Consider the following 25,685-nt stretch of genomic DNA (forward strand, 5'->3'; position numbering starts at 1 on the left):
GACCGGCGGGACATACTCCCTACTGTGCCCGCCGAACCCGCATCCGCCCCCGCGGTGTTGCTCGATGCGCGCATGCTCAGCAGCTGTCGCCACCGGCTGCACCTCGATCGGTTCGATCCGGCTGCGGCGGGACTGGTCGAAAGTCTCGGCGTCCGGCAGCGCCGCGATGCCGCCCTCGCCTACCGGGAGCAGGTCCGCGCCCGGCTGGCGGCGGCCGCGCCCGACCTGGTGCAGATCGATCCGGAGCTGTCGGTGGCGCAGCGGGCGGCAGCCACCCTGGCCGCCTGTGCGGCGGGGGCCGACCGGATCTGGGGTGGCCTGCTGCCCAGCGATCCGACCACCGGCCGCCGGGGCGGGGCCGAGTTGCTGCTGCGCGATACCGCGCACGGCGGCTACCGACCGGTGATCGTGGTCAATCACAAGGTCACCGATCCGATCGGGGACGGGGCGCCGCCGGCGAGCCGCGCGTCGACCTCCAGCGTCTTCGACTGGGACCCGCAGCCCGATCACGACCGCAAGGTCCGCCCCCAGCAGCGGGATCAGCTTCGGTTGTCGCACGTCTACCGGATGTTGCAGGATCAGGGGCTGGCGAGCCCGGCGGCGGTCGGCGGAGTGATCGGCTACGGCTCCGATCGCGTGCTGGTGCACGACCTGACCCCGGTGCTACCGGAATACGATCGGCGGTTGGCCGACCGGCTTGCGGTTGCCCGGGGGCAGCTGCGCACCGAGCCGTCCCGGGTGGGGGAGTGCCGGGACTGCTCGTGGTGGCCGCGCTGTTCGGCTCGGCTGACCGAGTTGCGGGACGTGAGTCTGGTCGCGCCCGGCTCGCGCGCCGACGTGCTGCGTGCGGTCGAGGTGCGCACCGTCGACGAACTGGCCCGCTATACCGGTGCGGCGCCGCCGGATTGGCAGTACGGCGCGTTCGACGAGACGGTGGTCACCGCGCGCGCCTGGCTGGCCGGTATCCCGCTGATCCGGCGGGTGGAACGGGTCGCGGTGCACCGCGCCGACGTCGAGGTCGACGTGGACCTGGAGAGTTACCAGGAGCACGGCGCCTATCTCTGGGGGGCGCTGTATCAGGATCGCTACCTGCCCTTCGTCACCTGGGATCCGCTGCCGACCGCCGACGAGGGACGTTCGTTCGCCGAGTTCTGGACCTGGCTGATCGGGGTGCGGCAACGCACGCACGCGGCCGGGCGAACCTTCGCCGCCTACTGTTACTCACGCACCGCAGAGGATCGCTGGATGTATGCCTCGGCGCGACGGTTCGCCGGCCGAGCCGGGGTGCCGGACGAGGCGGAGGTGCGCGCGTTCGTCGACGGTCCGGACTGGGTGGACATGTATCAGGCGGTCAACGACCAGTTCATCTGCCCGCAGGGCAAAGGGCTGAAGAAGGTCGCGCCGGTGGCCGGTTTCGCGTGGCGTGATCCGGAAGCCGGGGGTGAGGCGTCGATGCAGTGGTATCGCGCGGCGGTCGGCTACGCCGGCCCGGACGACCCCGGCCAGCGGCGCCGGCTGCTCGAGTACAACGAGGACGACGTCCGCGCCACCCGGCGTCTGCGGGAGTGGATGAGCGAGCAGGCCGACATCAGCGTGCCGTTCGCCGGTGACTTGGGTCCGCCCAGCTGAGCGTTCCGGGATCGACCGGGCGCCTGCGGCCATATCGTGGAGCGGTGTCCGTTGTGATCGTCGTACTGCTGGTCGTCGACCTGCTCCTGTTCGTCGCCCTGCTCGGCTTCGTCGCTCGACTCCGCCGGCGGGGTCGCGAGCTGACCGAGTCGGTCGCCGAGCTGACGGCCGCGGATCCGCCGCTGCGGATCAATCCGGTCTTCGCGGCGGGCCGGAACCGCCTGATCACCATCGAGGTGCTGAACCCGGTGCAGCTGGCCGCCGGCCAGAATCGGTTCGCCGGCCTGGCCGGTGCCGTTGCGCCCGACCTGGTGCAGCAGATCGTCTACGACCAGGCAGCGGCGATCATGCGCCAGCAACTCGCCGAGCAGGGCGTCCAAGCGGATGTCCGGGTCCATGTCGATCGCTGAGCCGGTGCTGCTGATCGGGCTGGTCGTGGCCCTGATCGGGTTGGTGGCCGCGCCGCTGATCGGGCTCCGGCTGCGCCGGGCGCGGGCGCAGCAGTGGACCGCCGAACTCGACCTCGCTCGGACCCGCGCCCTCGGCAGCGAGCACCGGCGGGTGGCGCGGGCGGCCGACGACGTCGCCGACGTAACCCAGGCGACCACCGAGACGGTCGTCGTCACCACCGGTGTGGTCGAGACGGCACATTTTGCGATCGCCGCGATCCCGTTTTCGGTGCTGGAGGCCATTCCGGTGACCCGGCGGCCGAGCCGGATCGCGCGCCGGGTGCACGACGAGGTCGCCGGGGCGGTTTACCGCACGATCCAGGGCACCAGCAGGTCGGTCGGAGGTGCCGCCGGTCGTCGTCGTCCTGCACCCCAGCGCCCACCCGCCGACTCGCCACCCGAGCTCCAGCCCGGCCGCACCCCGCCGGAGCTCTGACCCACCCGAGCTCCGGCCCGCGCCGGAGCGACGGCGGCGGCGCGACGTAGGATCGCGGGCGGTAATGCACCGCAGGGGAAAGGATGTTCGAGGTGTCGTCGCAGGCTGAGCAGTTGGAATTCCAGGCCGAGACCAGGCAGCTGCTGGATCTGATGATCCACTCGGTGTACTCCGAGAAAGACATCTTTCTGCGCGAACTGATCTCCAACGCCTCCGATGCGCTGGACAAGTTGCGGCTGGCGTCTTTTCAGGACAAGGACCTCGCGGTCGACACCTCCGACCTGCACATCGACATCGAGGTGGACAAGACCGCACGCACCCTCTCGGTGCGCGACAACGGCATCGGCATGACCCGCGACGAGGTGGTCACGCTGATCGGCACGATCGCCAAGTCCGGCACCGCCGAGCTGCGCCGCGCGCTCGCCGAGGCCAAGGATTCCGCCGCTCCCGAAGAGCTGATCGGCCAGTTCGGCATCGGCTTCTACTCCAGCTTCATCGTCGCCGACAAGGTCACCCTGCTCACCCGCAAGGCCGGTGAGACGGTCGGCACCCGGTGGGAATCGGCCGGTGAGGCCACCTACACCATCGAGGAACAGCCCGACGCCCCGCAGGGCACCACGGTGACCCTGCACCTCAAGCCGGAGGACGCCGAAGACCACCTCTACGACTACACCGCGGAGTGGAAGCTCCGCGACATCGTCAAGAAGTACTCCGACTTCATCGCCTGGCCGGTCCGGATGGAGGTCACCAAGAGCGCCAAGGTGACCAACGACGAGGGCGAAGAGGTCGACGAGATCACCGTCGAGACCGAAACGCTGAACTCGCAGAAGGCGCTCTGGACCCGCCCGCGCAGCGAGGTGACCGACGAGGAGTACCAGGACTTCTACCGGCACGTCAGCCACGCCTGGGACGAGCCGGCCGAGATCATCCCGTTCAAGGCCGAAGGCACGTTCGAGTACCAGGCGTTGCTGTTCATCCCGTCGCACGCGCCGTTCGACCTGTTCACCCGGGACCACAAGCGCGGGGTGCAGCTCTACGTCAAGCGGGTGTTCATCATGGACAACTGCGAAGAGCTGATGCCGGAGTACCTGCGCTTCGTCAAGGGCGTGGTCGACGCCCAGGACCTGTCGCTGAACGTCTCCCGCGAGATCCTGCAGCAGGACCGGCACCTGCGGATGATCCAGAAGCGGCTGGTCCGCAAGGTGCTCTCGGTGATCAAGGACATGGACGCCGAGAAGTACGTCAACTTCTGGAAGGAGTTCGGCGCGGTCCTCAAGGAGGGCCTGATCGGCGACACCGAGAATCAGGCGACGCTGCTCGAGGTGTCCTCGTTCGCCTCCACCGCGTCGGATCAGGAGCTCACCCGGCTGAGTGGGTACGTCGAGCGGATGAAGGACGGCCAGGACACCATCTACTACCTGACCGGCGAGTCCCGCCAGCAGCTGGAGAACTCTCCGCACATGGAGGCGTTCAAGGCCAAGGGGCTCGAGGTGCTGCTGCTCACCGACCCGGTGGACGAGATGTGGACCGGATCGGTGCCCGAATTCGAGGGCAAGCGGTTCCAGTCGATCGCCAAGGGTGAAGTCGATCTCGAAACCGAAGACGAGAAGAAGGCCACCGAATCGCTGCGCGAAGAGCAGGACAAGGAGTTCGGCGACCTGCTCGGCTGGCTGAAGACCACCCTGGAGAGCGACGTCAAGGAGGTGCGGCTGACCAATCGGCTCACCGAGTCGCCGGCCTGCATCGTCGGCGATTCCTTCGACATGTCGCCGATGCTGGCCAAGATGTATCGCCAGTCCGGGCAGTCGATGCCGCTGGCCAAGCGCATCCTGGAGCTGAACCCGACGCATCCGCTCGTCGTCGGTCTGCGGGACAAGTACGCCGCCGACCACGACGACGCCACGTTGCCCGAGACCGCCGAGCTGCTCTACGGCACCGCGCTGCTGGCCGAGGGCGGGGAGCTGGTCGACCCGGCGAAGTTCGCCAAGCTGGTGGCCGACCGGCTCACCCGGACCCTGTAGCGACCCGCGGAGCTCAGCCCAGGTCGGCGCCGTCGAAGTCGGCCTGGCTGAACTCGCGCGGCTCGACCAGCACCAGCCAGTTGCCCGAGTTGTCCCGCATCAGCGCTTCGACGCCGTAGGGACGCTCGGCCGGTTCCTGGATGAACTCGACGCCCTTGCTCGCCAGCTCTTCGTAGGTCTTGCGGCAGTCGTCCACCTTCAGGCCCACGCCGGGCAGCCCGCCCTCGTCCTGTGCGCGGCGCATCGCCTCGATCAGGTAGTCGGGCAGTGGTGCGCTCGGCGTCGACAGGTGAACCTCCAGCTCCGGCTGGCTCGGGTGCTTGACGGTGACCCACCGAAAATCCGCCGCGACCTGGACGTCGTCGCCGACCTCGAAGCCGAGCACGTCGGTGTAGAAGGCGAGGGATTCGTCGAGGTCTTTGACCCAGACGCTGACAAGGGAAACGTTCGTGATCATGGGATCGAGCCTATGGGGCCTCGGTCGTCGATGGCTTCTCCTGGCTTGCGGTCTCGACCAGGCCACGCATGAACACGTAGCAACCCGGAACGTGCGGTGCGCCGCCGGCGGCGTAGCGGGCCTGGAACTCGCTCGGCGTCTCGCCGACGATCTCCCGGAACCGGGTGGAGAACGAGCCGAGGCTGGCGAAGCCGACCGCGTGGCAGATCTCGGTGACGGTCAGGTTGGTGCAGCGCAGCAGGTCCTGCGCGCGCTCGATCCGACGTTCGGATACGTACGCGGCCGGGCTGCGACCGTAGGTCACGGTGAACAGTCGCTGGAAGTACCACTTGGACAGTCCGGCCACCGCGGCCAGTTGGGCCAGATCGAGCGGTTCGGCGTAGTTCCGGTCGGCGTGGTCGCGGGCCGACCGCAGGTGCACCAGAAGTTCGTTGTGCGCCTGGTTCACGTGCGTCCGGTTGCGGTGCAGATGCAGGCGCGGTTGCCCTGCGGGTCGGCGAGCACGACGAACCTGGGCGCGTGCGAGTCGTCGACCACGGTCCCGCCCGCCGCGACCGCTGCGGCGATCCGGGCCGCGGCTTCGTCCGCGGCGACCCAGATGTCGGGATGCCAGCGTTGCCGCGGCGGCTCGTGTGGTTCGGTCGGCTGAAACCAGATCGTCGGCGCCGCACCGACCGGGTCGACGACCTCGTCGCCGGCGGTATCGCCCGGTAGGCCGTGGATCGCCAGCCAGAACGGCCGGATCGCGGCGCTGTCGGGGGTGTCGATGCCGTACTCGACCAGGGTGAGCGCGGCGGTGTCGGCGGCCGTTCCGAGGTCGCGGGCCAGCGCGCTGATCCGGCCGGCCAGCTCGACATCCCGGCGGGTCAGGCCGCCGACATCGTGGCTGAGCAGCCGGATCTGTACCCGGGAGTACCGCAGGTCGATGTCGGGATGGTGGTTCAGCTCCTCGGCGACCTCGGCGACCGCCTGAACCAGGCGTAATCCGGTGGCGAAGGTGCCGGTGACGAAGCGGGCGAACAGCTGACCCGACAGCACGCGCCAGTCGGTGAGGCCGAACTCGGCGATCTGGTCCCCGGTCAGCTTCTCGGTATCGATAGACATACCGCTACCGTGCCAGGATGTCCTCGACGGTGCGCGCGGTGGTCCGTCGGGTGCCGGTCCCGGTGGCGCTCGGCTACATCGGCATCCTGGCGGTGACCTCGACGCTGCTCGGGGTGCTGGACCCGGCGACCCGGGCGGCGGTGATCGACGGCGCCAGCACCAACCTGGACAATCTGTCGCGCGGCCGGATCGACACGCTGGTCACCAGTGTGTTCGTGGTGGACAACCGCTCGACGTGGCTGTGGCTGCCGTTGTTCGGAGCGCTGCTGATCGTCGGGGAGCTGGCGTTGGGCGCCCGCCGCCTGCTCCTTACCCTCGTGGTCGGCAACCTGGTGGCAACGGCAGTGGTGGCGATCGGGTTGGCGATCGCGGTACTCGGGAGATGGGCCCCCGAGGAGGTCTCGCACGCCCCCGACGTGGGCGTCAGCTACGGCGCCGTCGCCCTGGTCGGCGCGCTGACGGCGGCCGCTCCGCGGCCGTGGCGTGGCGCGTGGATCGGTCTGTGGCTGGCGGCTGCGGCGAGTTCGCTGGTGTCCGAGTCGACGTTCACCGCGTGGGGACACGTGGTTGCACTCGGCACCGGGTTCGGCCTTGCCGTGGTGTACGCCAGGCGGGTAGCCGGCTGGCGGCGGAGTTGGCTGCCCGACGTGTTGCTGGTCGTCGGCTGCGGCTATCCGGCGGCGGTGTTCGGCTTGCTCTCGCCCGGACTGTTCGTCGTGCTGGCGGCCGCCGGGTTGGGCGCCCTGCTGGATCGCCGGTGGCGCGGTCAGCCCTCACCCGGGTAGCGAACTCCGAGCTGGGCCCGCGCCCGGTCCAACGTGTCGAGGATGCCGACGGTGTCGTCCAGCGGGATCAGCGGGCTCTCCGGCAACCCGGCGCGCAGACAGCGCACCACTTCGTCGAGCTCCGGTCCGTAGCCGTTCCCGGATTCCGGTGGCGCCGGAATCGTCTGGGTACCCGCGGCGGTATGCACGGTCAGGTGCGCGGGATGGTGGATCCGCGGACCCACCTCGATCCACCCGGCGGTGCCGTAGATCAGGCCGCCGGCCGGGCTGTCGGCGGCCGCGCTGCAGTACAGCTGTGCCACCCGCCCGTCCGAGTACCCCCACTGGGTCGCCACCGTGAGATCCGAGCCGGTCGGGGCGAGCGCGCCGGTCGCCGTGACGGTATCCGGGCGGCCGAGGAACTCCCAGGCGAAGCTCGCGGTGTAGCCGCCGAGGTCGAGCAGCGCGCCGCCGCCGAGGGCGAGGTCGAACAGACGTCCGGCGGGATCGTAGGGAAAGCGCTTGGACAGATCGGCCCGCACGCCGACCAGGTCCCCGATCGCCCCGCGATCGACCAGCTCGCGGGCGCGCCGGATCAGCGGGTTCACCCGTAACCACATCGCCTCCATGCAGAACACGCCGGCCGCGCGGGCCGCGCCGGCCACCTCGGCTGCCTGGATTGCGTTGAGCGTGAATGCTTTCTCGATCAGCACGGCCTTGCCGGCGGCGATGATCTGCAACGCCTGCGGGTGGTGTTGGCCGTGTGTGGTAGCGAGATGAACCACGTCGACATCGGGGTCGGCGAGCAGCTCGGCGTAGGACCCGTAGGCCCGTTCGACGCCGTGGTCGGCGGCAAACCGGTCGGCCCGGCGCCGGTCCCGGGCGCCGATCGCCACCAGCCGGGAATCGGGCTGCCGGGCGATGTCGGCGGCGACCGTGGCCGCGATCCGGCCGGCGCCGATGATTCCCCAACCGACCGGTCTCGACACGTCCATGGCCATCCACCGTAGCGCGGCCCGAGCCGAGCACTGCCCGAGTCGAACACTGCCCGAGTCGAACACTGCCCGAGTCGAACACTGCTCGAGTCGAACACTGCCGGATACGAGATGCGTCGGACCGCCTCCGGGCGTCGCCGCTGCGTGGGAAACTGGCTGATGCCCTCGACCGGCACCGGCAGTCCTGCGGCGCGTGGGTCGGTGCTACCGCCTCGGCCGTTGCCGACGGCGATCGCGTTGCTCGCGCTCACGATCGTGGCCTTGCACGGTTCGGTGCCCGGCGTCGCACCGCCGGCGGACGATCCGCAGCGGTCGTCGGGTTCGTCGGTGCTGCCACTGGTGCTCGGTGCGGCCGGTGCGCTCGTGCTGCTGTCGGTGTGGGTCGTGCGCCGCAGATCTCCCGCTGTTCGGTTGCCGGTGATCGAGCGGGCACGTGAACGTACGGCCGGCGCCGACCCGCGCGCGGTCCGGGTGGCACTGCTCGTCATCGCCGCGATGGTGGCGGTCTCGGTGGGTGCCGCGCTGCTGCCGCGCAGCGCGCGGCCGGCCGACACCGACCAGCCGTCGTCGAGCGCGGCCGACCGTTCCGGTGCCGAATCGGCCGGTCGCCCGGCGGTGCCGCCCGCGCCGCCCGACAGCGCGCCGACGGCGTTGTGGGTGCTGGCCGGCGCCCTGCTGCTGGTGCTGCTCGCGCTGTCGGCGGTCGGTCGCGCGCCGGCCGTCGAGCCGCCGGATCCAGTTGCCGGCGAAGATGATTCGGGTTCGGACGAGGGGTCCGCCGCCCTGGTTGCCGCGGCCGAGCGCGGTCTGGCCGAGATCGGTGATCGCGGCCGGGCGCCGCGCGCCGCGATCATTGCCTGTTATGCCGCACTGGAACGCGGCCTGGCCGAGTCGCCGGAGCTGGCCCCGCGCGCGGCCGATACGCCGGCCGAGGTGTTGGCCCGGGTGGTGCGGGCCGGTGCGGTACCGGCGGCGCCGGTGGGTGAGCTGGTCGAGCTGTTCACCGAGGCCCGATTCAGCCCGCACCGGATGGACGAGGCGCAGCGGGATCGGGCGGTCGTCCGGCTCCGGCAGGTGCTCGCCGAGCTACGGGGCCGGTCGTGACCCGGGCGGTCGGCGCAGCGGCCGCGGTGCTGGTCCTGCTGCAGCTGGTCGGCCTCGGGGTCCACCGGGAGTCGGCGCTCGTCGTCGCCGGAGCGGCGCTCGGGCCGCTGCTGGCGGTGTTGCTCGCGCGGCTGCGGCCCGGCGGTGGCCGGCGGTCGGTCGGCGCCGCGCCGGAACCGCACTGGCTGGGGCAGTGGATCGCCCGAACCGGCGCCCTGCTGGAGCACGCAGACGGCTCGGGTGCCGACTGGGATCGCCGGCTGCGGCCGGTGCTTGCCCGGGAGTTCTTGGCCGCCAGCGGGTGTCGGCGCGACGACCGAGCAGGTTGCGTCGCGGCCGGGCGGGCGATGTTCGGCGACCCGCTGTGGCGCTGGGTGGATCCGGCGGCGTCGGCCGGCGGGGTCGACGGGCCGGGCCGGGCCGGGCTCACCGAGATTCTGGACCGGCTGGCGGTGTCGCGCCGATGACCGACACGGTGATCGCGGTATCGCGCCGGGCCGACGAGGTGCTCGCCGAGGTGGAGCGCGCGGTGGTCGGCCGCCGGGCCGCGTTGCGGCTGATCTTCACCGCCGTGCTCGCCGGCGGGCACGTGCTGATCGAGGATCTGCCCGGCCTGGGCAAGACGTTGATCGCCCGGTCGTTCGCTGCGGCCCTCGGGCTCGACTTCACCCGGGTGCAGTTCACGCCCGACCTGTTGCCGGCCGATCTGCTCGGCTCGACGATCTACGACATGGTGGCGCGGTCCTTCGAGTTCCGGCCCGGACCGATCTTCACCCAGCTGCTGTTGGCCGACGAGATCAATCGGACGCCGCCCAAGACCCAGGCGGCTCTGGATCGGTTCGCGATCCGCGCTCGGCTCGGCTATCTGGATCAGGCCGACGAGGCGGCGATGCTGCGTCGGCGGCTCGATCGGGGTGCGCCGGTTCCGACGGTCGGGCGGGTGATCGATGCCGGCGAGCTGCTGGCCATGCAGGCGGCGGTGGAGCGGGTCAGCGTGGATGCCGATCTGCTGGCCTATGTGGTCGCGCTGGCTCGGGCGACGCGCCGGCATGCGCAGGTCGAGGTGGGCGCCAGTCCCCGCGCGGAACTGGACCTGGTGCAGCTCGCGCGCGCCGCCGCGCTGCTCGCCGGCCGGGACTACGTCATCCCCGACGACGTGAAGGGCCTCGCAGTTGCCGCGATATCGCACCGGATCGGTTTGCGGCCGGAGATGTGGGTCCGCCGGGTGAGCGCGGACGACATCGTCGGCGAGCTGCTGCGCCGGGTGCCGGTGCCCCGAACACCGGAATGAGTGCCGAACACGGGGGCACCGAGCCGGTATCGCTGCGCTGGCGCCCGGCGCCGGTGGCGCTGGCCCTGGCGGGTTGCGCCGCGCTCGCGTTGACCCTCGCGGTGCTGCTGCAGCGACCCGGCCCGGTGGCGTTCGCGGCACCGTTGCTCGGTGTCCTGATGTCGGCCGGGTGGGCGCCGCCTCGGGTGCGGTACGCGGTGTCGGTCGAGCCGCCGCTGATCCGCTGCTTCGTCGGCGACCCGGTCGAGTTCACGGTCCGGGCCGAGCCGGTCGACGGCACCGAAACCGCCCGGCTGAGCTGGGCGTCGGCGGCCGGCTGGCAGGTGGCGCCGGCCGGTGTGCCCGGTCGCTGGACGGTAATCGCATCGCGTTGGGGGCGTTACGAACCCGATGTGCGCATCGTCGTTGCCGCGGCCGGCGGGCTGTTCGTCGGGAACGCGACGGCGCGGGCGGTCGAGCTGCGGGTCTACCCGGTTGTCGAGCCGGTACCGGCGGGGCTGGAACCGAGCGTGCTGCCCGATCGGTTGGGTACCCACCGAAGTCGTCGGATCGGCGCCGGCGTCGAGTTCGGTGGGGTGCGCGAGTATGTGCCCGGCGATCGGTTGCGCGCGGTGAACTGGCGGGTCAGCGCCCGCCGCGACCGGCTGCACGTCACGGAGCGGCTGGCCGAGCAGGCGGCCGAGGTGGTGGTGCTGCTCGACACCCACGCGCAGCTCCCCGGCGCCGCGACGCAGGCACTGGATCTTGCGGTCCGGGGTGCCGTGCAGGTGGTGCAATCCGCGCTGCAGCGCGGCGATCGGGCCGGCCTGGTCGTGCTGGGCGCTCGGCTCCGCTGGCTCGCCCCGGCGTCCGGGCGGCGGCAGTTCTATCGGGTGCTCGACGCGGTGCTGGACGTCGGCGACGCCCACCGATTCGGCGAGGGCACCCTCGCGCCGCGTGCCGGGGTGCCGCGCGGTGCCGTGGTGGTCGCGTTTTCCACCCTGCTGGACACGGAGTTCGCGCTCGCCCTGATCGATCTGCACCACCGTGGTCACCCGGTGCTCGCGGTGGATGTGCTGCGCGGCGATCCGCTCGAGCCGACCGCGGATCCGCTGCTGCGCCGGATGTGGCAGCTGTCCCGGCTGGCGATGTATCGCGATATGGCTGCGGTCGGTGTCGACGTCGTCCCGTGGCCGGCGGACGCCGGGTTGGCCGAGGTACTGCGCACGGCGCCGGACCGCGTCCGGAGCCGACGATGAGAGCCGTGGCGGTCGGCCTGGTGGTGCTGGTCCTCGCCGCGACGGTGGTGGTGGACGCGGCGCCGGCACTGTGTGCGGTCGCCGGTCTGGCCGGCGCGGTGTGCCTGTCGGTGGTGTTCGCCCGCACCGGCCCGGCCGGCGTGCATCCGCTGCCGGCAGCGTCCGTCGCCGGTGCGGCCGGGTTTGCCGTGGTCGCGATGGTGGTCGACGTGTTTGCCGTCTCGTTGCCTTGGCTGCCGCTGATCGCGCCGCTAGCGGCGCTCGCGTTGTTCGGGGTGGTGCTCGGCGGGCTGGCTCGCCCCGGTCGAGCCGGGCCCCGGGGATTCTCACCACGACAGTGATGCGCCGGCTACCCGGCGACGGCGACACCCAACTGCATGGCGCCGTAGGGCCGCGGCGCGTGCCGGTCGTAGAACGTGTCCAGCTGGTCGATGCGGAATCCGGCAGCGGTGATGATGCCGGGGATGTCGCGGGTGAGATGACAACCGCCGGCAATTCGCCGCTGCACCGGTTCGAGGCGGCGTTGCCAGCGCCGGACCGCCCGGTCCGGCGCGAGTCCGTGCTCGACGAAGCGAAACTGCCCGCCCGGCTTCAGCACCCGGCGGATCTCGGCGAGTGCGGCACCGACGTCGGGGATGGTGCACAGGGTCCACGTGGAGATCGCGCTGTGGAACGCGGCGTCGTCGAACGGCAGGGATTGTCCGTCCAGACCGGCTCGCTCGATCGGGATCGGCGACGCGGCCACTCGGGCACCGGCCAACCGCCACGCCGTGTCGGACGGCTCGACCGCCGCTACCCGCTCCACTGCGCGGGGATAGTGCGGCACGTTGCGGCCGGAGCCGAAGCCGATCTCGATCACCCGGCCGCGCAGCCCGGCGCACGACCGTTGGCGCAGCGGTTCCACCGCGACGCCGCAGGTGAAGTCGATCACGCGGGGGAGAATGTGGTCTGCGTAGCGGCCCATGGCCTCATTGTTGTCTCCCGGCGGTGTCTTCCCGGGCGTTCGGTGGGGTGGCTGGTTTGGTGGGGTGGCTAGGTTGGTGGGGTGACCTCGCAGAACCCGACGCCCAGCATCGTCGTCATCGCGCCCGAGCACGGCGACATTCTGCTGGCCCAGTTCGGTCGGTACGCCCGGGAGTACGACGTGGTGCTGGTCGATTCGGCCGCCGCCGCCGAACAGCTGGCGCGGGAGATCGTCGGTGCCGGAAGGCAGGTCGCGATGTTCGTCTGCGAGTCCCGGCTGCCCGGCGCGACGCTCGCTGGTACGACGCCGTCCGGCATGGCACTGTATCCGGCGCTGGCCCGGCTGCGGGGGGCGGTGCCGACGGCGCGGCTGGTGGTCGCGGCGTACTGGGACTACTTCCGGGAGGACAGCGAGGCGCTCCGGCCGGGCCTGGCGAAGGGCAAGTACGACGCCTTCATGCTGATGCCACGCGGCGTCCGCGACGAGGAGTTCCATACCGCGATCTGCGAGTTGCTGTCGGACTGGGGGCAGCAGGTGGCGGCGCCGGAGACGGCCGGCGCGTTTCTGATCACACCGGTCCGGGACTCGCTCACGATGGCGATCCGCGACCTGATGGACCGGGTGGGCATCCCGAACGTGGTGGTTTCGCCGGACTCGCCGACCGGCACGGCGGTGGCCGACGAGCTCGCCGATTCCGGTGTCGCTCCGGCCGATCGGCACTTTCCGATCGTGAAGGTCGCCGACCTGCCGCCGCTGATGCCGCGCACCGTGCACGATCTTTCGATCTTGATGTACGGGCGCCCGGACGACATCGAGGTCGACACCGTGGTCGACGTCGTCATCATCGGTGCCGGACCGGCCGGGTTGGCTGCCTCGGTGTACGCCTCCTCCGAAGGTCTGGCCACGGTGACGATGGAGTCCGACGCGATCGGTGGGCAGGCCGGCACGAGTTCGATGATCCGCAACTATCTCGGCTTTCCGCGCGGGATCTCCGGGATGCGGCTGGCCCAGCGAGCGCGCGGGCAGGCGCTGCGCTTCGGTACCCGGTTCTTCACCGGCTGGCCGGTCGTCGCGGTCGAGCCCGGCGTCGACGGGGCCCCGCACACCGTCGTGACCGACGGCGGTTCGCTGCGCGCCCGGGCTGTGGTGGTCGCGGCCGGCGTCTCGTATCGCAAGCTGCGGATCGACGGGGTGGCGGAGCGGGTCGGGGTCGGGGTGTACTACGGCAGCGCGATGTCGGTGGCCCGGGATCTCGAGGGCGACCACGTGGTGGTGGTCGGCGGCGGTAACTCGGCCGGTCAGGCCGCTATCTACCTGGCCCGATACGCGAAGACGGTGACCATCGTGATCCGCCGCGCCGGACTGGCCGAGACCATGTCGCGGTATCTGATCGACGAGCTCGAGGTCGATCCGACGATCACCGTCCGGCCGAACACCGAGGTGGTCGACGCCGGCGGGGAGCCGTTCCTGGAGTGGGTCGAGTTCGCCGACACCGACTCCGGCGAGCGAGAACGACACGAAACCCGAGGGCTGTTCCTGATGATCGGCGCCGACCCCGGTTGTGACTGGTTGCCCCCCGCGGTGGCCCGCGACGAACGCGGGTTCGTGCTGACCGGGCGGGACGTGCCGAAGGCGGCGTGGCGGGACGGAGTGCCGCCGGAAAGCCTGGAAACCACCGTGCCGGGGATCTACGCGGTCGGCGATGTGCGCGCCGGCTCGATGAAACGGGTGGCCTCGGCCAGTGGCGAGGGTGCGTCGGTGGTGCCGCTGGTGCACGGTCTGCTCGCCCGGGCGGGCCGGTGACCGCGGGCGCAGCGGTGACCCGGCCGACCGAACCGGTCGCCTCCCGGGTCGCGGTCTACATCGACTTCGACAACATCGTGATCTCCCGCTACGACCAGAAATGGGGTCGGGGCAAGTTCCACGCCGAGCGGCTGCGCAGCGCGGATGTCGGCGACGACGCGGTGCGGGCGCGGATCGAGCCGGCCACCGTCGACATCGGCGCCATCCTGGACTACGCCTCGTCGTTCGGCACCATCGTGGCCAGCCAGGCCTATGCCGACTGGTCGGTGCCGGTGAACGCCGGCTATCGGCAGCAGCTGCTCGGCCGTGCGGTCGAGCTGGTCCAGCTGTTCCCGTCGACCCGCGGCATGAAGAACGGCGCGGACATCCGGTTGGCCGTCGACGTGGTGGAAGATCTGTTCCGGCTGCCCGAGCTCACCCACGTGGTGATCGTGGCCGGCGATTCGGACTACATCGCGCTGGCCCAGCGGGCAAAACGGTTGGGCCGGTTCGTCGTCGGGATCGGTGTCGCCGGGTCGACCAGCCGGTCCCTGGCGGCGGCCTGCGACGAGTTCGCCGACTACGACGCCTTACCCGGGGCGCGGGCCGAGCCGGAGCCGGTGGCCGCCGAACCCGCTACGACCGCGGTGGTCGATTCCGGCGATCGGCAGGCGGACGCGTCCGCGCTGCTCGAACGCGCCCTGCGGGTCGGCCAGGCCCAGGGCGACGACGACTGGCTGCATGCGAATGTGGTCAAGGCCCAGATGAAGCGGATGGACCCGTCGTTCAACGAGAAGTCGCTGGGCTTCCGGTCGTTCACCGACTTCGTGCGGGCCCGGCCGGAATTGGTGGAATTGACCGAGGACGGCCAGGCGCGGCTGTTGCGTTTGATCGATCAGCCGGGGACCTGACCGTCCGGCGGAGACGGATCAGCGCGGCGCCATCCGCAGCGCGCCGTCCATCCGGATGGTCTCGCCGTTGATGTAGTCGTGCTCGACGATGAACTGGGTGAGCTGCGCGTACTCGTTCGGGGTGCCCAGCCGGGCCGGGAACGGCACGCCGGCCTCCAGGGTCTTGCGGAAGTCGCCGTCGACGCCGGCCAGCATCGGGGTGTCGATGATGCCGGGCGCGATGGTGTTCACCCGGATGCCGAACTGCGCGAGGTCGCGGGCGGCCGGAACGGTCATCCCGTGCACCCCACCCTTGGAGGCGGAGTAGGCGATCTGGCCGATCTGCCCCTCGAATGCAGCCACCGACGCGGTGTTGATCACGACGCCGCGCTGGCCGGCCTCGTCGACCGGCTCGGTCTTGGCGATCGCGTCCGCGGCCAGCCGCATCACGTTGAACGTGCCCAGCAGGTTCACCGTGATCACCGTGCGGAACAGCTCCAGATCGTGCGGGCCCTTCTTGGACAGGATGCGCCCGGCCCAGCCGACACCGGCACAGTTGACCACGATCCGTGGCGGCACGCCGGACTCGACCACCTTCGCCATGGCGGCCTGCACCGCCTCGTCGCTGGTCACGTCGGTATCGATCAGGGTCACCCCGGCGGCAACCGAATCTCCGGCTTTGTCGATCGAATTCTGCAGATCGAGGCCGAACACCGTTGCTCCCGCGTCGGCGAGGCGTTTGGCGGTCGCCGCGCCCAGACCGGATGCCGCACCGGTCACGATGGCGGCAGATCCCGAGATTTGCACTGTTCAGACCTCTCCTTCTCGTCGGCCAGGTGGCCGAAGTCAGCTGTCTGCACGATAACCGAGTGGTGTGTTGCCCTCGGTCGGCGCGCACCGTCCGGCGGAACTGTTCAAAGAACAACAATGTTCATTGCTGATCGAGTGCTGCTAGAGTGCGGTGTATGCCGAGCATCGGACAGCAGTCGGTCGCGGGTCGGCGAGTTTTGATCACCGGGGCGGCGCGGGGGATCGGCGCCGCATTGGCCCGACGGTTGCACTCCGCGGGCGCGCAGGTGGCGCTACTGGGCCTCGAGCCGGAGCTGCTGGCCGAGGTGGCGCGCGATTGCGGCGACGCGCCGTGGGAGTACTGCGACGTCGCCGACCGCGCGCAGGTGGAGCGAGCGGTGGTGGCGCTGGCCGATCGGCTCGGCGGACTCGACGTGGTGGTGGCCAACGCCGGCATCGCCCGCCAGCTCGCCCTGATCGACGGAGACCCCGCGGTTCTGGAACAGACGCTGCAGGTCAACGTGCTCGGCACCTACTACACGTTGCGCGCGGCCGGGCCGTATATCGCGCACCCGGGCGGCTACGTCCTGCTCACCGCGTCGCTCGCCGCATCGTTGCACCTGCCGTTGATCGGTGCCTACAGCGCGTCCAAGGCCGCGGTGGCGGCGCTCGGCAACACGGTGCGCCAGGAGCTGCGGTACACCGGCGCCAAGGTCGGCGTCGCCTTCTATTCCGAGCTGGATACCGAGATGACCTCGCGCGGGTTCGACACCGCAGCCGCGCGGTCGGTTCAGGCGAAGGGGGTCGTCCCGGTCGGCGCCCTGTCCACCGCGATCAGGCGGATCGAACGCGGGATAGCTAGACGTTCGCGGACGATCGTTGCGCCGTGGTGGGTGTCCCTCGTGATGTTCGGTAGCCCGGTCAGCCAGCGGGTCGTCGAGCTGGCGCTCCGCCGGTCGGTTGCCCAGGCGGTCGCGATCGCCGCCACCGAGGATGTCCCCTTCACCACGCCGCAGCCCGAGCGGACCGGCGGCCCGGCGGCGTGAGTCGAGTTCGATGAGTCCCGGCTCGGTCGCCGACTCCGCCGGTCCGGTCGCCAAGTTGCCGCGGGGCCGGCACGGCCTGTCCCGCGACGAAGTCGTTCGCTCGCAACGGAACCGCATCGTGGTCGCGATGGCCGAGGCAATGGTTGCGCGGGGCTACGTCGGCACCACGGTCGCCGAGATCCTGCGCCGGGCCGGGGTATCCCGGGAGACCTTCTACGAGCAGTTCCGCTCGAAGGAGGATTGCTTCACCGCGGTGTACGCCGAAGCAGCGCAACTGCTGTTGAACCGGTTGGCCGACGTCGGTGCGGGCCGGTCCGCGGCCGACGAGCCGCACCGGCTCGAGCACCTGCTCGGCGCCTACCTCGACGCGCTGGCCGCCGAACCGGCGTTCGCCCGAGTGTTTCTGGTGGAGGTATACGCGGCCGGGCCGGACGCGATCCGGCGCCGAGTCGAGCTACAGTCGACGTTCGCCGACGTGATCGCGTGCACCCTCGACGCCCACACCGACGAACAGCGGTTCGCCTGTCAGACGTTGGCGGCGGCGGTCGGTGCGATGGTGACCGCGCGGATTGCGGTCGGCGACCTGGACGGCTTGCGGGCATTGCGTGAGCCGTTGGTGCAGCTGGTGTACCGGAGTGGGCAACTCTACGGGGCGCTGGAACGAGAACCCCGGGAGTAAGGATCGCGCAAGGTATGAGCGAGCGAGTCGAGTCGATCGAACCGGTCGCCGAATTCACCGACCAGATCGAGGCGCCGGAAGATCTCGGCCTGCCCGCGCGCAACCCCTACCTGGCGTTGCAGCACATGGAGGCGGCGCTGGTGCGGGCCCAGCTGGCCCACCCGGACGTGTTGTCCGACGAGCAGTTCCGCCGATTGCGGTACCTGCTGAGTTTCGCCCGGCTGAATGTCTTCGAGCCCGGGGCGGCGGGTCCGCACGGTCGCCGCGGCCGGGGCGATGTGACGGTCGGGCCGGAGCTGGCCAGTCTGCGGCGCCGGGTGCTGGACGCGCTGCACGAGCCGTTGCGCAACCAGCAGGATCTGCGGCAGCGCCTGATCGACGCGCAAGCAGCACTACCGCACCTGATCGAGCCGTTGGAGACCGAGCGGGGCGCGGTGCTGGCCCGGCACGTCGCCGATTTCGCTCCGGACGAGCTGGAGCGGGAAGTCTGTTGCAAGGCCCTGGTATCGGTGCTGGGCGGCGGTGGCGGCGCCGGCTACGTCTACATCGGCGGTATGCAGCGGCTCGCGACCGACGGCATCGTGCCGGACTACGTGCTCGGTTCGTCGTTCGGCTCGATCGTCGGTGGAATCATCTCGCGGGTGTCGCCGATCCCGATCGACGAGTACATCGCATGGGCCAAGTCGGTCACCTACCGCGGGATCGTCGGCACCGAGTCGAGCCGGCGCCGGCGCCGGCACGGGCTGCCGGGGCTGTTCGCGCTGCGCTTCGACGAGTTTGCCGATCCGCTGTTCCGGCGGGCGGACGGGGAACGGATGACGCTGCGGGACGCCGCGATTCCCTACGAGACCGTGGTCGCCGGGGTGCGCCGGCAGTCGTTCGATCAGCTGCAGGACCGGTTCCGCCGGGCCGAGTTGGCAGCGCTGAAGCTGGGCTCGTTGCCGTTGTTGCGGCACGGTGCCGGCGCGCTCGTCGCGGCGCGGCTCTGGCAGGTGGCGGCGTTCATCGACAACCAGATGGTGAAGCCGATCGTGCTCGGCGGTGACCCGCTGACCGCCGGCCTGAACACCGTCGATGCCATCGGCTTCTCGTGCGCGATACCCGGCATCCTGCACCACGAGTCGCACGATCCGGCCATGTATCCGATCCTGGACGAGCTGCTGGCCGCCCGGGATGTGTCGGCGTTGGTGGACGGCGGCGCGGCGAGCAATGTCCCGATCGAGCTGGCGTGGCGGCGAGTGCAGGACGGCCGACTCGGCACCCGGAACGTGTTCGTTTATGCCTGGGATTGCATGCATCCCCAGTGGGATCCGAAACATCTGTGGCTGCAACCGATCACCCAGGCGATCCGGGTGCAGATGGTGCGCAACGCCCCGTTCGCCGATCGGATCGTGCGCTTCCGGCCGACGCTGGCGGTGTCCACCCTGGCTGCGCGACCGGAAGCGATCGATCGCGCGCTCGGCTGGGGCCGGACGTCGGTGGAGCCGTCGCTGCCGATGGTGCGGACGATGCTGGAGATGATCTGGTGGGACGCCGACCATCGGCCGGGGCACCAGCCGGAGTCGATCGAGCTCCGGCCGGTGGCTCGGCCGATGGATGCGGTGCTGGAAGAGACGCTGCGGCCGGCCGTCCGGCCGGGATCACTGCGGGCCCGGATCGGCTCACTGACCGAGCGGCTGCCCCGCCGGAAATGATCGGCCGGCCTCGGCGACGGGTTGGGTGGCGGTGGATTGGGTGGCGACGGATTGCGTGGCGGCCCGCTTGCCCTGTTCGGCCCGGATCAGGATGATCGCGCCGACCAGGGTGACCGCGCCGGCCGCGACCGCCGCGAGCGCGCCGGCCTCACCGGCGATCAACGCCAGCCCGAACACGGCGAACAGTACGGCTGCGCCGCGGGCGATCAGCCGTTCCGGCAGATGTCGGCCGGCGGCCCGGCCGATCGCGATGGCCAGCGCGTCGGCGGCCACCATGCCGACGGTCGAGCCGATCCAGACCCCGATCACGTCGTTGTCCGCGGCGAGGGTGACGGTGGCCAGCATGGTCTTGTCGCCCAGCTCGGCGAGCAGGAACGCGGTGCTCACCGCGAAGAAGGCGGATGCCGTGTGCCGTTGCGCCCGAGCCGCTTCGGTAGCGCTGAGCTGATCACCGCGCAGGGTCCACAGGGCGAAGCCGAGGAAGGCGATGCCGGCGAGGATGCCGATCAGATGGCTCGGTAGCGCGACGCCGAGGTAGTGCCCGATCAGCACGGACAGCAGATGCACCGCGAACGTCGCTGCGGTGATCCCACCCAGGACCACCCACCAGCGATACCGCAGCGCGAACGTCATCGCCATCAGTTGGGACTTGTCGCCGAGTTCGGCGATGAAGATCACCCCGAAGCTGAGCAATACGGCACCTAGCACAGGCAATCCTTCCTCGACCCCGACGGTTCGAAGTTAACCGGGGTGGGGAAAGTCCGCAATCTCGAGAATCGGCAAATATACTACCGCACAACATATTTGGGCTTCACTGCCGAAAATGTTCGGCAACCCGAACTTGACGGACAAACGGGCCGCCGGACAGGGGGCCGAGTCGTCAGGCCCGGGCCGGACAGACCGCTCGATGCGGTCGGCGGCTTGCAGAGTTCGTCGAGCGTGATGAGCTACGTCGATCTCGCGGGGGGTGAATCGGGGGCGATCGGACATCGTTGCAGTCTTCTCTTTCGGGCACCCGCCGCGGGCGTACGGGTCGGTCGGTTGCGGTGGATACGCTGGTCGGGCGGTGACATCGTCAAGATGGTGACTTCTTGAAGGTACGGGGCCGGTCGAACGCCGGCGAGTTCCAAAAATCTGGCCCGGAAACGGGGGTCATCGTTACGTGAGCGAAACGAATGCGGTTGTCGGGGTAGTCCGTTCGACTGATATCGGTCCGGTCGGCGGCGTCGGAGAATGGAGTTCAGCGAAGCGTTGTGGGAAGGAATGGGGCCGTGCATGAAACTGCTGTCTGATCGCGGCCGGCCCAAGCGGATCGGTGTGGCGGCGGCCCCGTCGGTAGCCGGGTTGTTGGCCGAGGCGGCCGGATTGGATCTGGTGTTGCTCGATCTCCGGTTGCCGGACGGTTCGACTCCGGCCGAGAACGTGGCGGCGTTGCACCGGGCGGGGATCGGGGTGCTGGTGCTCACCTCTGGTGATGAGCCGTATCTGATTCGGCAAGCGGCGCAGGCGCGGGTGCTCGGGGTGGTTCGCAAGTCGGAGCAGGAAGGGTTTTTGCTCGGGGCGATTCTGGCGGCGGCGGGTGGGCAGCCGGTGCCGACGCTGGACTGGGCGACGGCGATCGATTCGGACGCGGACCTGGACGTCGTCGACCTGCCGCCACAGCTGCGGAAGGTGTTGGAGCTGTATGCATCCGGCGAGTCGGTGGCCGGGGTTGCCAAGCGGACCGGGCTCAAGGCGAACACCGTGGAGGAGTACTTGCGCCGGATTCGGATCAAGTACGCCGAGGTCGGCAGGCCGGGCGGGTCGAAGCTCGAGCTGAACAAGCGGGCGATCGAGGACGGGATTCTGCCGTTTCCGCGTCGGCGCCGGCGCGAGACGCGGTAGCGACGTCGCCCGAACGAGCGACATTGCCGGTGTTGCCGCCGGCTGCCGGTGAAGATGGCACGCTGGCATGATGAACTCCCCTGGGGGGCCGCACATTCTGCTCGACACCGGCGGGCTGGTGATCACCGACGACGGGCAGCGGGTCGACGTGATCGATCGCGGCACCGGAACATCGGCCTCGTTGACGATCGTGCTTGCGGCAACTGCCCTGCTGCTCGTCGGATTCGGCGTCGTTGCCGCGGTGGCCGGGGTACTCGACCCGGTGCAGGGTGCGCTCTTCGTGGGACTCGGTGTGCTCGGCTGTGCGGTGGCAGTGGGTGCGTGGTGGACGGTCCGCCGCCACCGGGCTCGGCCGCTGGTGGATTTCGGTTCGGTTGCCGTGCTGGACCGCAAGCACGGCTTGTTTCTGGTGCACGGGGTCGCGCCGTTGCCGTTGGATCAGGTGCGATTCGAACGGCACGGTCCGGCCGCATCCAATTCTGCTGCGCTGGTTGCGGTCACGCCGAACGGAACGTTCGTGCTCAAGCGCAGCGGCCCGTTCGACGGTGGCATCGGTGGCGCCGACCGGATGTTGTCGGCCATGGTGCGCGGTGCGGAATCGGGCGGCTACTGAGCCACGCCGACAAGTGTGTGTTCGGCGCCGTCGGGTGCGAACTCGAGTCGCTGGTGGGGTTGGCCGGTGGCGGCCGGCGTAGGTGACTGCGATGGTGCGGCCGGGTGGGGCGATCCGGATCGTGACCCGGCCGTCGATTTGGTGGTTTAGCACGTCGGCGAGTCGGCGCAGGATCTGTTCTCGGATCGGGTCGGGGGTGTCGTCGAGGCCGTGTTCGTCGTAGAGCAGGACGTCGACGTCGCGTTCGCGGGCGTCGTGGACCGATCGGTTGAGCAGCGGATGGACCAGGCCGGGGGCACGCAAGGTAGCGCGCAGGTGGGCTTCGAGGAGGGCGGCTTCGTGGCGTTGAGTGGGGGTGAGGGCGTGGTCGTCGGCGACGCGGGTGAGCAGAGCACGGGCGAGGTCGTCGAGGCGGGCGAGTTGGCGGCGCCGCTCCCGTGATGCCGCTGTCGCCGCTGCTGCGGTCGCAGCGGCCCGGATCGACTCGGTGCGCAGGCGGTAGATCGCGGCCGCGGCCGGGCGCAGGGTGTAGGCGAAGAACGTTGCCATCAGCAGCGGCGCGAAGTCGATCAGCTTTGCGGGGAGGACAGCTGTCGGCGGGAGCCCGACACGAGTCGCCCACACCGTGGATACCGACAACATCGACGACTGACCCGCCCACCCGAACCATGGCCGCCCCCGCATGCAGAGGTAGGTGTAGATGCCGACGATCGGGCCGGCCGGCCAGAGCAACGCCTGCGTCGGAAAGCGGTCCGGATCGATGAGGATCACCAGCGCGTACGTCGCAGGACAGCCGAACGCCAGGGCGAGCGTCGGAGGTAGCGGCAGCGGATCGCCCGGATAGGCGACTAGTGCGATGGTGCAGCCGGTGATCCAGGTGAGGGCGACAACCATTACGGGCCAGCTGATCTCGGGGGTAGGTTCGCACATGATCGCGGCGCACGCCGCGCCGGTGAGGAAAGCGGCAGCGATCAGCCAGGCCCCGTGGGTGTCCATCCCGAGCAGTGACCGGATATCGGCCGGTCCGTTGGTGCGGTCGATCGGCCGCTGCCAACTCAGCCGGACCGTGGTTCCTGCGGTTGGCGACGACTCGACCTGCACCGAACCACCAGGCACTTCGTCGAGCCGACGAAGCGATTCGGTGATGCCGTAGCGGTCGTGGTCGATCAGCGCTGGCTCGAAGCCGGTCCCATCGTCGGCGACGATCGCCGCGAGCCGGTCGGCATCCGCGTGTACCGCGACTCGGCAGGTAGCCGCCCCGCCGGCGTGCCGGGCGCTGTTACGGACCGCCTCGCCGACTCCGGCGGCCATCGCGTGCACGGCATCCGCTGGATACGACGGATCGGTAGCACCCGGGATCGGCTGGGTGGCGACGACCACGCGGGGGGCAATCTCGGTGGCGATGGCGCGCAGATGCGCCTGCGCGGTTTCCCCGGTGAACGGTTCCGCGTCGGCGGCAGTTTCGAGTTGGTCGAGCTTGGCCAGCGAGATCTGTGCCTGCCGCCGCAGTTCCGGTCCGTGGACCTGTCGGGCCGCAGCGAGCAGGGTGGTCATCACCCAGTCGTGCAGCAGTCCGGCATGCGCGCGCCGCGCCGCATCCCGAGCCTGCTTCGCCGCCGCCGCTGCCGCAGATTTCCGGCTTTGCGCGCGGGTCTCGTCCAACATCCGGCCGGTCCGCAGCGCGATCAACATGGCGGCTACGAAGATCAGCGAGAAACCCAGGGAGAAACCGAGTTCCAGAATGAACGGCGGCCGGTACGGCGCTTGCGCATACCGGTACATCGACAGCGACACAGTCGTGACGACGACCAGATAGCCGATCGTCGGTCGGGGTGGCCGAGACAGCGCCAGCGCCAGCGTCGCGAGTGCGGGCGAGATAGCGACCAGGCGGATTCCGATGGTGGGCGGAGCGCCGGTCCACGCGAGCGGCCAGAGGGCGATAGCCGCCAGCGATCCGGCCGCCACGAGATCGGCGCAAACAGCGTCCACCAGGGCGCATGCACCGACGATTCGGTCTGCACGGTGATTGCGGTATTGAGCAGGTAGAACACATAGCCCATACCGACGAACCGCGCCGACAGCCGAAGCAACCGCTCGGCGTCCGTTCCCATCGGGCGCAGTATGGCAGATCCGGCTGTCGGGTTATCGCGTCGGGTTTCCGGTCGCCGTGGTCAGGCCGCCAGCAACATGGCCAGGACCGCGGTGTCCGGGTCGGCGATCGGATCGACCCCGACCCGGCTGACCATCGAGGTGACCGTGCCGTCCGATTCCGCCTCCACCCAGGCCGCGCGATGCTCCAGGCCGAGGTGCGGCACGCCGGGCAGCAACACGCAGCCCGATGCGGCGCCGACACACTCCGGCAGCGACGGCCGGGTCTCCGACGGCGGATGCAGCATCAGCAACGCCGGCGGGAGACGACGGGCGAACCGGCCTGGGGCGACCGCACGCTCACCGAGCACCGGGCCTTCGGCCACCACCAGGCCGACCATGTCCGGCTGCGGGTCCTCGGGTAGGTCCTCGCGGGCGCCGAACACCGTCGTGGTGGCCAGCAAACCCGGCACCGACGCCACCCGCACCGCGAGGGCCAGCAGCTGCGCCCACTCCTTGGTGCTGTTCGGCCACCGGCCGGAGATCACGAACCCGTGTAGTGCGCCATCCGATTGGAACGGGGCTACGCCGACGTAGCCGCCCGCGGGTGCAGGCTCGTTCGTAGTGGGATCGTTCATCTCTACCACCTCCAGACGGTGCATGACCGGTCTGCCCGTTTCTCGGGTTGGGAGATGATGCGGTACGGCAAAGTTGGCACACAAGGCCGGTCGAGTGCTAACCGGGTGCCGACGCTGCTCCGGAGCTCGTCTCGGAGCCCTGATCTGCCTGGTCGGCGGAGCGACGGCCCAGCAAGAAGTCGACTGCGGAGGGGACGTGTGCGGTGAACCTCACATTTGCCCGGTAGTCGGCGTGCCGCCGTGCGTCCTCGGCGAACAGCGGTCGTAACAGCTCGCCGACCGGGTATTTCGCGGTCCAATGCTCGTCGGTGTTGAGAAATACCATCGGGCTGAACCGGTCGTGGAACACCCGGTAGAAGTTCTGCGCGGCGTCCTGGAAGATCTCCTGCAGCGTGCCGGCTCGGCCGGGGGCGTAGATGACGCCGGCGTTCGCCACCGCGAGCAGGCCGTCTTCGCGCAGGGCGTTGGCGAAGTACTTCGCCAGGTGGCTCGCGAACGGGGTCGGGGGTTCGTGCCCGTAGAACCAGGTGGGAACGGCCACGCTGGTCGGTCGAGGCCGGTCGAACTTCTGATCGAGCTCGGCGAGCAGTCGGAACGCCGGCGCCTGCCAGGCGTGCAACTGGCCGAGCAGGCCTTGATCGATCTCGCCCTTCCGGTCGACCAGACCGGCCGCGCGAACCGGAAACCACGGCGCCGTCCGGGCCAGCCGCGCGACCGCGGCAGTCCGATCCGCCGGATCGGCCGCGGCAAGGGTTGCGCCGAGGTGGGTGGCCTCCATCGCGCCCGGTCCGCCACCGGAGATCACCAGGAACCCCGCGGTGGTGAGCCGTGCGGCGAGCTCGACGACGTCCCGATAGGCGGGGTTGTCCCGGCCCAGGTCGTGCCCGCCCATGATGGCTACCACGTCCTGGTCGGCGACGAGCGTGTCGCGCGCCTCCGATATGCACTGGTCGTGCAGCGCGCGCAGCATTCCGACGTCGCGGTTGGCGGGAATCCGGGTGGACCGGTAGGTCCGGAAGTCGAGCGTGTCGGCATAGGAACCGACGCGATTCGGATCGAAACCGGCGAACAGTTCGGCCGGCGCGTACAGCGAGGCCCGGAACGGCAGAACAGGAAACTCGTCGGTCACT

General features: G+C 70.2%; 26 protein-coding genes. 16 read left to right on the forward strand and 10 right to left on the reverse strand.

Going from position 1 to position 25,685, the window contains the following annotated elements:
- The first annotated feature begins 72 nt into the window (after positions 1-72).
- The 4 genes from KV203_RS00430 to htpG all read left to right on the forward strand — a co-directional run bounded on the left by KV203_RS00430 (position 73) and on the right by htpG (position 4,535).
- Positions 73-1,629 carry a TM0106 family RecB-like putative nuclease gene (locus tag KV203_RS00430; protein ID WP_066472286.1) on the forward strand — a complete coding sequence of 519 codons (1,557 nt, stop codon included), beginning with the start codon at positions 73-75 and terminating at the stop codon, positions 1,627-1,629.
- A gap of 44 nt (positions 1,630-1,673) precedes the next feature.
- On the forward strand, positions 1,674-2,039 hold the full coding sequence (locus KV203_RS00435; protein ID WP_066472020.1) for a hypothetical protein: 366 nt from the start codon (positions 1,674-1,676) through the stop codon (positions 2,037-2,039).
- A complete protein-coding gene (locus KV203_RS00440) occupies positions 2,026-2,514 on the forward strand; it encodes a hypothetical protein (protein ID WP_066472018.1) in 489 nt (162 codons plus the stop codon). Before KV203_RS00435 ends, KV203_RS00440 begins: the two co-directional genes overlap by 14 nt.
- Positions 2,515-2,597: 83 nt before the next feature.
- On the forward strand, positions 2,598-4,535 hold the full coding sequence (gene htpG, locus KV203_RS00445) for a molecular chaperone HtpG (RefSeq protein WP_415640941.1): 1,938 nt from the start codon (positions 2,598-2,600) through the stop codon (positions 4,533-4,535).
- Positions 4,536-4,548: 13 nt separating this feature from the next.
- Here htpG and KV203_RS00450 read toward each other — a convergent pair whose 3' ends face one another.
- From KV203_RS00450 to KV203_RS00460, 3 genes are read right to left on the reverse strand one after another with little or no spacing between them, the layout of a single operon-like run.
- Positions 4,549-4,992: a VOC family protein gene (locus tag KV203_RS00450; RefSeq protein WP_066472016.1), complete on the reverse strand. Its 444-nt coding sequence runs from the start codon at positions 4,990-4,992 to the stop codon at positions 4,549-4,551.
- Between the two features lie 10 nt (positions 4,993-5,002).
- Positions 5,003-5,440 carry a helix-turn-helix transcriptional regulator gene (locus KV203_RS00455; protein WP_066472014.1) on the reverse strand — a complete coding sequence of 146 codons (438 nt, stop codon included), beginning with the start codon at positions 5,438-5,440 and terminating at the stop codon, positions 5,003-5,005.
- A complete protein-coding gene (locus KV203_RS00460) occupies positions 5,437-6,096 on the reverse strand; it encodes a 4a-hydroxytetrahydrobiopterin dehydratase (RefSeq protein WP_066472011.1) in 660 nt (219 codons plus the stop codon). Before KV203_RS00460 ends, KV203_RS00455 begins: the two co-directional genes overlap by 4 nt.
- Positions 6,097-6,113: 17 nt before the next feature.
- On the opposite strand from KV203_RS00460, the gene KV203_RS00465 reads away from it, so the two are divergent.
- Positions 6,114-6,881, forward strand: coding sequence for a rhomboid-like protein (locus KV203_RS00465; protein ID WP_066472008.1), 768 nt, complete (start codon positions 6,114-6,116; stop codon positions 6,879-6,881).
- On the opposite strand, the gene KV203_RS00470 is transcribed toward KV203_RS00465, so the two are convergent.
- A complete protein-coding gene (locus KV203_RS00470) occupies positions 6,863-7,855 on the reverse strand; it encodes a Gfo/Idh/MocA family protein (protein WP_217995996.1) in 993 nt (330 codons plus the stop codon). The genes KV203_RS00465 and KV203_RS00470 overlap by 19 nt on opposite strands.
- Positions 7,856-8,014: 159 nt before the next feature.
- Between KV203_RS00470 and KV203_RS00475 the strand changes: the two genes are divergently transcribed.
- From KV203_RS00475 to KV203_RS00495, 5 genes are read left to right on the forward strand one after another with little or no spacing between them, the layout of a single operon-like run.
- A complete protein-coding gene (locus KV203_RS00475) occupies positions 8,015-8,959 on the forward strand; it encodes a DUF4129 domain-containing protein (RefSeq protein WP_169797519.1) in 945 nt (314 codons plus the stop codon).
- Positions 8,956-9,426 (forward strand): hypothetical protein, encoded by a 471-nt coding sequence (locus tag KV203_RS00480; RefSeq protein ID WP_066472003.1) that lies wholly within the window; start codon positions 8,956-8,958, stop codon positions 9,424-9,426. Before KV203_RS00475 ends, KV203_RS00480 begins: the two co-directional genes overlap by 4 nt.
- The gene (locus KV203_RS00485) at positions 9,423-10,250 is read left to right on the forward strand and encodes an AAA family ATPase (RefSeq protein WP_066472001.1); all 828 of its coding nucleotides are present in this window, start codon (positions 9,423-9,425) and stop codon (positions 10,248-10,250) included. Before KV203_RS00480 ends, KV203_RS00485 begins: the two co-directional genes overlap by 4 nt.
- Entirely contained in the window at positions 10,247-11,488 is a 1,242-nt protein-coding gene (locus KV203_RS00490) for a DUF58 domain-containing protein (protein WP_066471999.1), read from the forward strand. The genes KV203_RS00485 and KV203_RS00490 overlap by 4 nt, the downstream gene beginning before the upstream one ends.
- Positions 11,485-11,829, forward strand: coding sequence for a hypothetical protein (locus KV203_RS00495; protein WP_157079853.1), 345 nt, complete (start codon positions 11,485-11,487; stop codon positions 11,827-11,829). Before KV203_RS00490 ends, KV203_RS00495 begins: the two co-directional genes overlap by 4 nt.
- Positions 11,830-11,837: 8 nt before the next feature.
- On the opposite strand, the gene KV203_RS00500 is transcribed toward KV203_RS00495, so the two are convergent.
- On the reverse strand, positions 11,838-12,452 hold the full coding sequence (locus tag KV203_RS00500; RefSeq protein WP_066471995.1) for a class I SAM-dependent methyltransferase: 615 nt from the start codon (positions 12,450-12,452) through the stop codon (positions 11,838-11,840).
- Positions 12,453-12,533: 81 nt separating this feature from the next.
- Here KV203_RS00500 and KV203_RS00505 point away from each other — a divergent pair, with 81 nt between their 5' ends.
- Together KV203_RS00505 and KV203_RS00510 are read left to right on the forward strand one after the other, a co-directional pair.
- Positions 12,534-14,255, forward strand: coding sequence for an NAD(P)/FAD-dependent oxidoreductase (locus KV203_RS00505; RefSeq protein ID WP_066471993.1), 1,722 nt, complete (start codon positions 12,534-12,536; stop codon positions 14,253-14,255).
- Positions 14,252-15,145 (forward strand): NYN domain-containing protein, encoded by an 894-nt coding sequence (locus KV203_RS00510; protein ID WP_246600370.1) that lies wholly within the window; start codon positions 14,252-14,254, stop codon positions 15,143-15,145. Before KV203_RS00505 ends, KV203_RS00510 begins: the two co-directional genes overlap by 4 nt.
- An 18-nt stretch (positions 15,146-15,163) precedes the next feature.
- Here KV203_RS00510 and KV203_RS00515 read toward each other — a convergent pair whose 3' ends face one another.
- Positions 15,164-15,931, reverse strand: coding sequence for an SDR family NAD(P)-dependent oxidoreductase (locus tag KV203_RS00515; protein WP_066471987.1), 768 nt, complete (start codon positions 15,929-15,931; stop codon positions 15,164-15,166).
- Positions 15,932-16,089: 158 nt separating this feature from the next.
- On the opposite strand from KV203_RS00515, the gene KV203_RS00520 reads away from it, so the two are divergent.
- The 3 genes from KV203_RS00520 to KV203_RS00530 are packed head-to-tail and all read left to right on the forward strand — an operon-like array spanning position 16,090 to position 19,332.
- Complete coding sequence (locus KV203_RS00520) at positions 16,090-16,959, forward strand: SDR family NAD(P)-dependent oxidoreductase (RefSeq protein WP_066471984.1); 870 nt, start codon at positions 16,090-16,092, stop codon at positions 16,957-16,959.
- Positions 16,960-16,969: 10 nt separating this feature from the next.
- Entirely contained in the window at positions 16,970-17,638 is a 669-nt protein-coding gene (locus tag KV203_RS00525; RefSeq protein WP_066471982.1) for a TetR/AcrR family transcriptional regulator, read from the forward strand.
- Between the two features lie 14 nt (positions 17,639-17,652).
- Positions 17,653-19,332: a patatin-like phospholipase family protein gene (locus KV203_RS00530; RefSeq protein ID WP_083530168.1), complete on the forward strand. Its 1,680-nt coding sequence runs from the start codon at positions 17,653-17,655 to the stop codon at positions 19,330-19,332.
- Here the strand turns inward: KV203_RS00530 and KV203_RS00535 are convergent.
- A complete protein-coding gene (locus KV203_RS00535) occupies positions 19,300-20,040 on the reverse strand; it encodes a TMEM165/GDT1 family protein (protein WP_066471975.1) in 741 nt (246 codons plus the stop codon). The genes KV203_RS00530 and KV203_RS00535 overlap by 33 nt on opposite strands.
- 567 nt (positions 20,041-20,607) lie before the next feature.
- Between KV203_RS00535 and KV203_RS00540 the strand changes: the two genes are divergently transcribed.
- Positions 20,608-21,216, forward strand: coding sequence for a sigma factor-like helix-turn-helix DNA-binding protein (locus tag KV203_RS00540; RefSeq protein ID WP_246600372.1), 609 nt, complete (start codon positions 20,608-20,610; stop codon positions 21,214-21,216).
- Here KV203_RS00540 and KV203_RS00545 read toward each other — a convergent pair.
- The 3 genes from KV203_RS00545 to KV203_RS00555 all read right to left on the reverse strand — a co-directional run bounded on the left by KV203_RS00545 (position 21,104) and on the right by KV203_RS00555 (position 25,684).
- The gene (locus KV203_RS00545) at positions 21,104-23,818 is read right to left on the reverse strand and encodes an ATP-binding protein (RefSeq protein ID WP_066471970.1); all 2,715 of its coding nucleotides are present in this window, start codon (positions 23,816-23,818) and stop codon (positions 21,104-21,106) included. The two genes, KV203_RS00540 and KV203_RS00545, sit on opposite strands and share 113 nt — an antisense overlap.
- A gap of 182 nt (positions 23,819-24,000) precedes the next feature.
- Complete coding sequence (locus KV203_RS00550) at positions 24,001-24,555, reverse strand: peptidase (RefSeq protein WP_066472276.1); 555 nt, start codon at positions 24,553-24,555, stop codon at positions 24,001-24,003.
- Positions 24,556-24,652: 97 nt separating this feature from the next.
- Positions 24,653-25,684: an LOG family protein gene (locus tag KV203_RS00555; protein WP_066471964.1), complete on the reverse strand. Its 1,032-nt coding sequence runs from the start codon at positions 25,682-25,684 to the stop codon at positions 24,653-24,655.
- Position 25,685: the final 1 nt, after the last annotated feature.

The organism is Skermania piniformis, from assembly GCF_019285775.1.
GTDB classification, from domain to species: Bacteria; Actinomycetota; Actinomycetes; order Mycobacteriales; family Mycobacteriaceae; genus Skermania; species Skermania pinensis.

Excerpts from the sequence above, each read along its gene's own strand:
- KV203_RS00430 (WP_066472286.1), top strand. The coding sequence starts at position 73 with ATGCTCAGCAGCTGTCGCCACCGGCTGCACCTCGATCGGTTCGATCCG.
- KV203_RS00440 (WP_066472018.1), top strand. The coding sequence starts at position 2,026 with ATGTCGATCGCTGAGCCGGTGCTGCTGATCGGGCTGGTCGTGGCCCTG.
- htpG (WP_415640941.1), top strand. The coding sequence starts at position 2,598 with ATGTTCGAGGTGTCGTCGCAGGCTGAGCAGTTGGAATTCCAGGCCGAG.
- KV203_RS00450 (WP_066472016.1), bottom strand. The coding sequence starts at position 4,992 with ATGATCACGAACGTTTCCCTTGTCAGCGTCTGGGTCAAAGACCTCGAC.
- KV203_RS00460 (WP_066472011.1), bottom strand. The coding sequence starts at position 6,096 with ATGTCTATCGATACCGAGAAGCTGACCGGGGACCAGATCGCCGAGTTC.
- KV203_RS00465 (WP_066472008.1), top strand. The coding sequence starts at position 6,114 with ATGTCCTCGACGGTGCGCGCGGTGGTCCGTCGGGTGCCGGTCCCGGTG.
- KV203_RS00470 (WP_217995996.1), bottom strand. The coding sequence starts at position 7,855 with ATGGACGTGTCGAGACCGGTCGGTTGGGGAATCATCGGCGCCGGCCGG.
- KV203_RS00475 (WP_169797519.1), top strand. The coding sequence starts at position 8,015 with ATGCCCTCGACCGGCACCGGCAGTCCTGCGGCGCGTGGGTCGGTGCTA.
- KV203_RS00485 (WP_066472001.1), top strand. The coding sequence starts at position 9,423 with ATGACCGACACGGTGATCGCGGTATCGCGCCGGGCCGACGAGGTGCTC.
- KV203_RS00490 (WP_066471999.1), top strand. The coding sequence starts at position 10,247 with ATGAGTGCCGAACACGGGGGCACCGAGCCGGTATCGCTGCGCTGGCGC.
- KV203_RS00495 (WP_157079853.1), top strand. The coding sequence starts at position 11,485 with ATGAGAGCCGTGGCGGTCGGCCTGGTGGTGCTGGTCCTCGCCGCGACG.
- KV203_RS00500 (WP_066471995.1), bottom strand. The coding sequence starts at position 12,452 with ATGGGCCGCTACGCAGACCACATTCTCCCCCGCGTGATCGACTTCACC.
- KV203_RS00520 (WP_066471984.1), top strand. The coding sequence starts at position 16,090 with ATGCCGAGCATCGGACAGCAGTCGGTCGCGGGTCGGCGAGTTTTGATC.
- KV203_RS00525 (WP_066471982.1), top strand. The coding sequence starts at position 16,970 with ATGAGTCCCGGCTCGGTCGCCGACTCCGCCGGTCCGGTCGCCAAGTTG.
- KV203_RS00530 (WP_083530168.1), top strand. The coding sequence starts at position 17,653 with ATGAGCGAGCGAGTCGAGTCGATCGAACCGGTCGCCGAATTCACCGAC.
- KV203_RS00540 (WP_246600372.1), top strand. The coding sequence starts at position 20,608 with ATGAAACTGCTGTCTGATCGCGGCCGGCCCAAGCGGATCGGTGTGGCG.
- KV203_RS00550 (WP_066472276.1), bottom strand. The coding sequence starts at position 24,555 with ATGAACGATCCCACTACGAACGAGCCTGCACCCGCGGGCGGCTACGTC.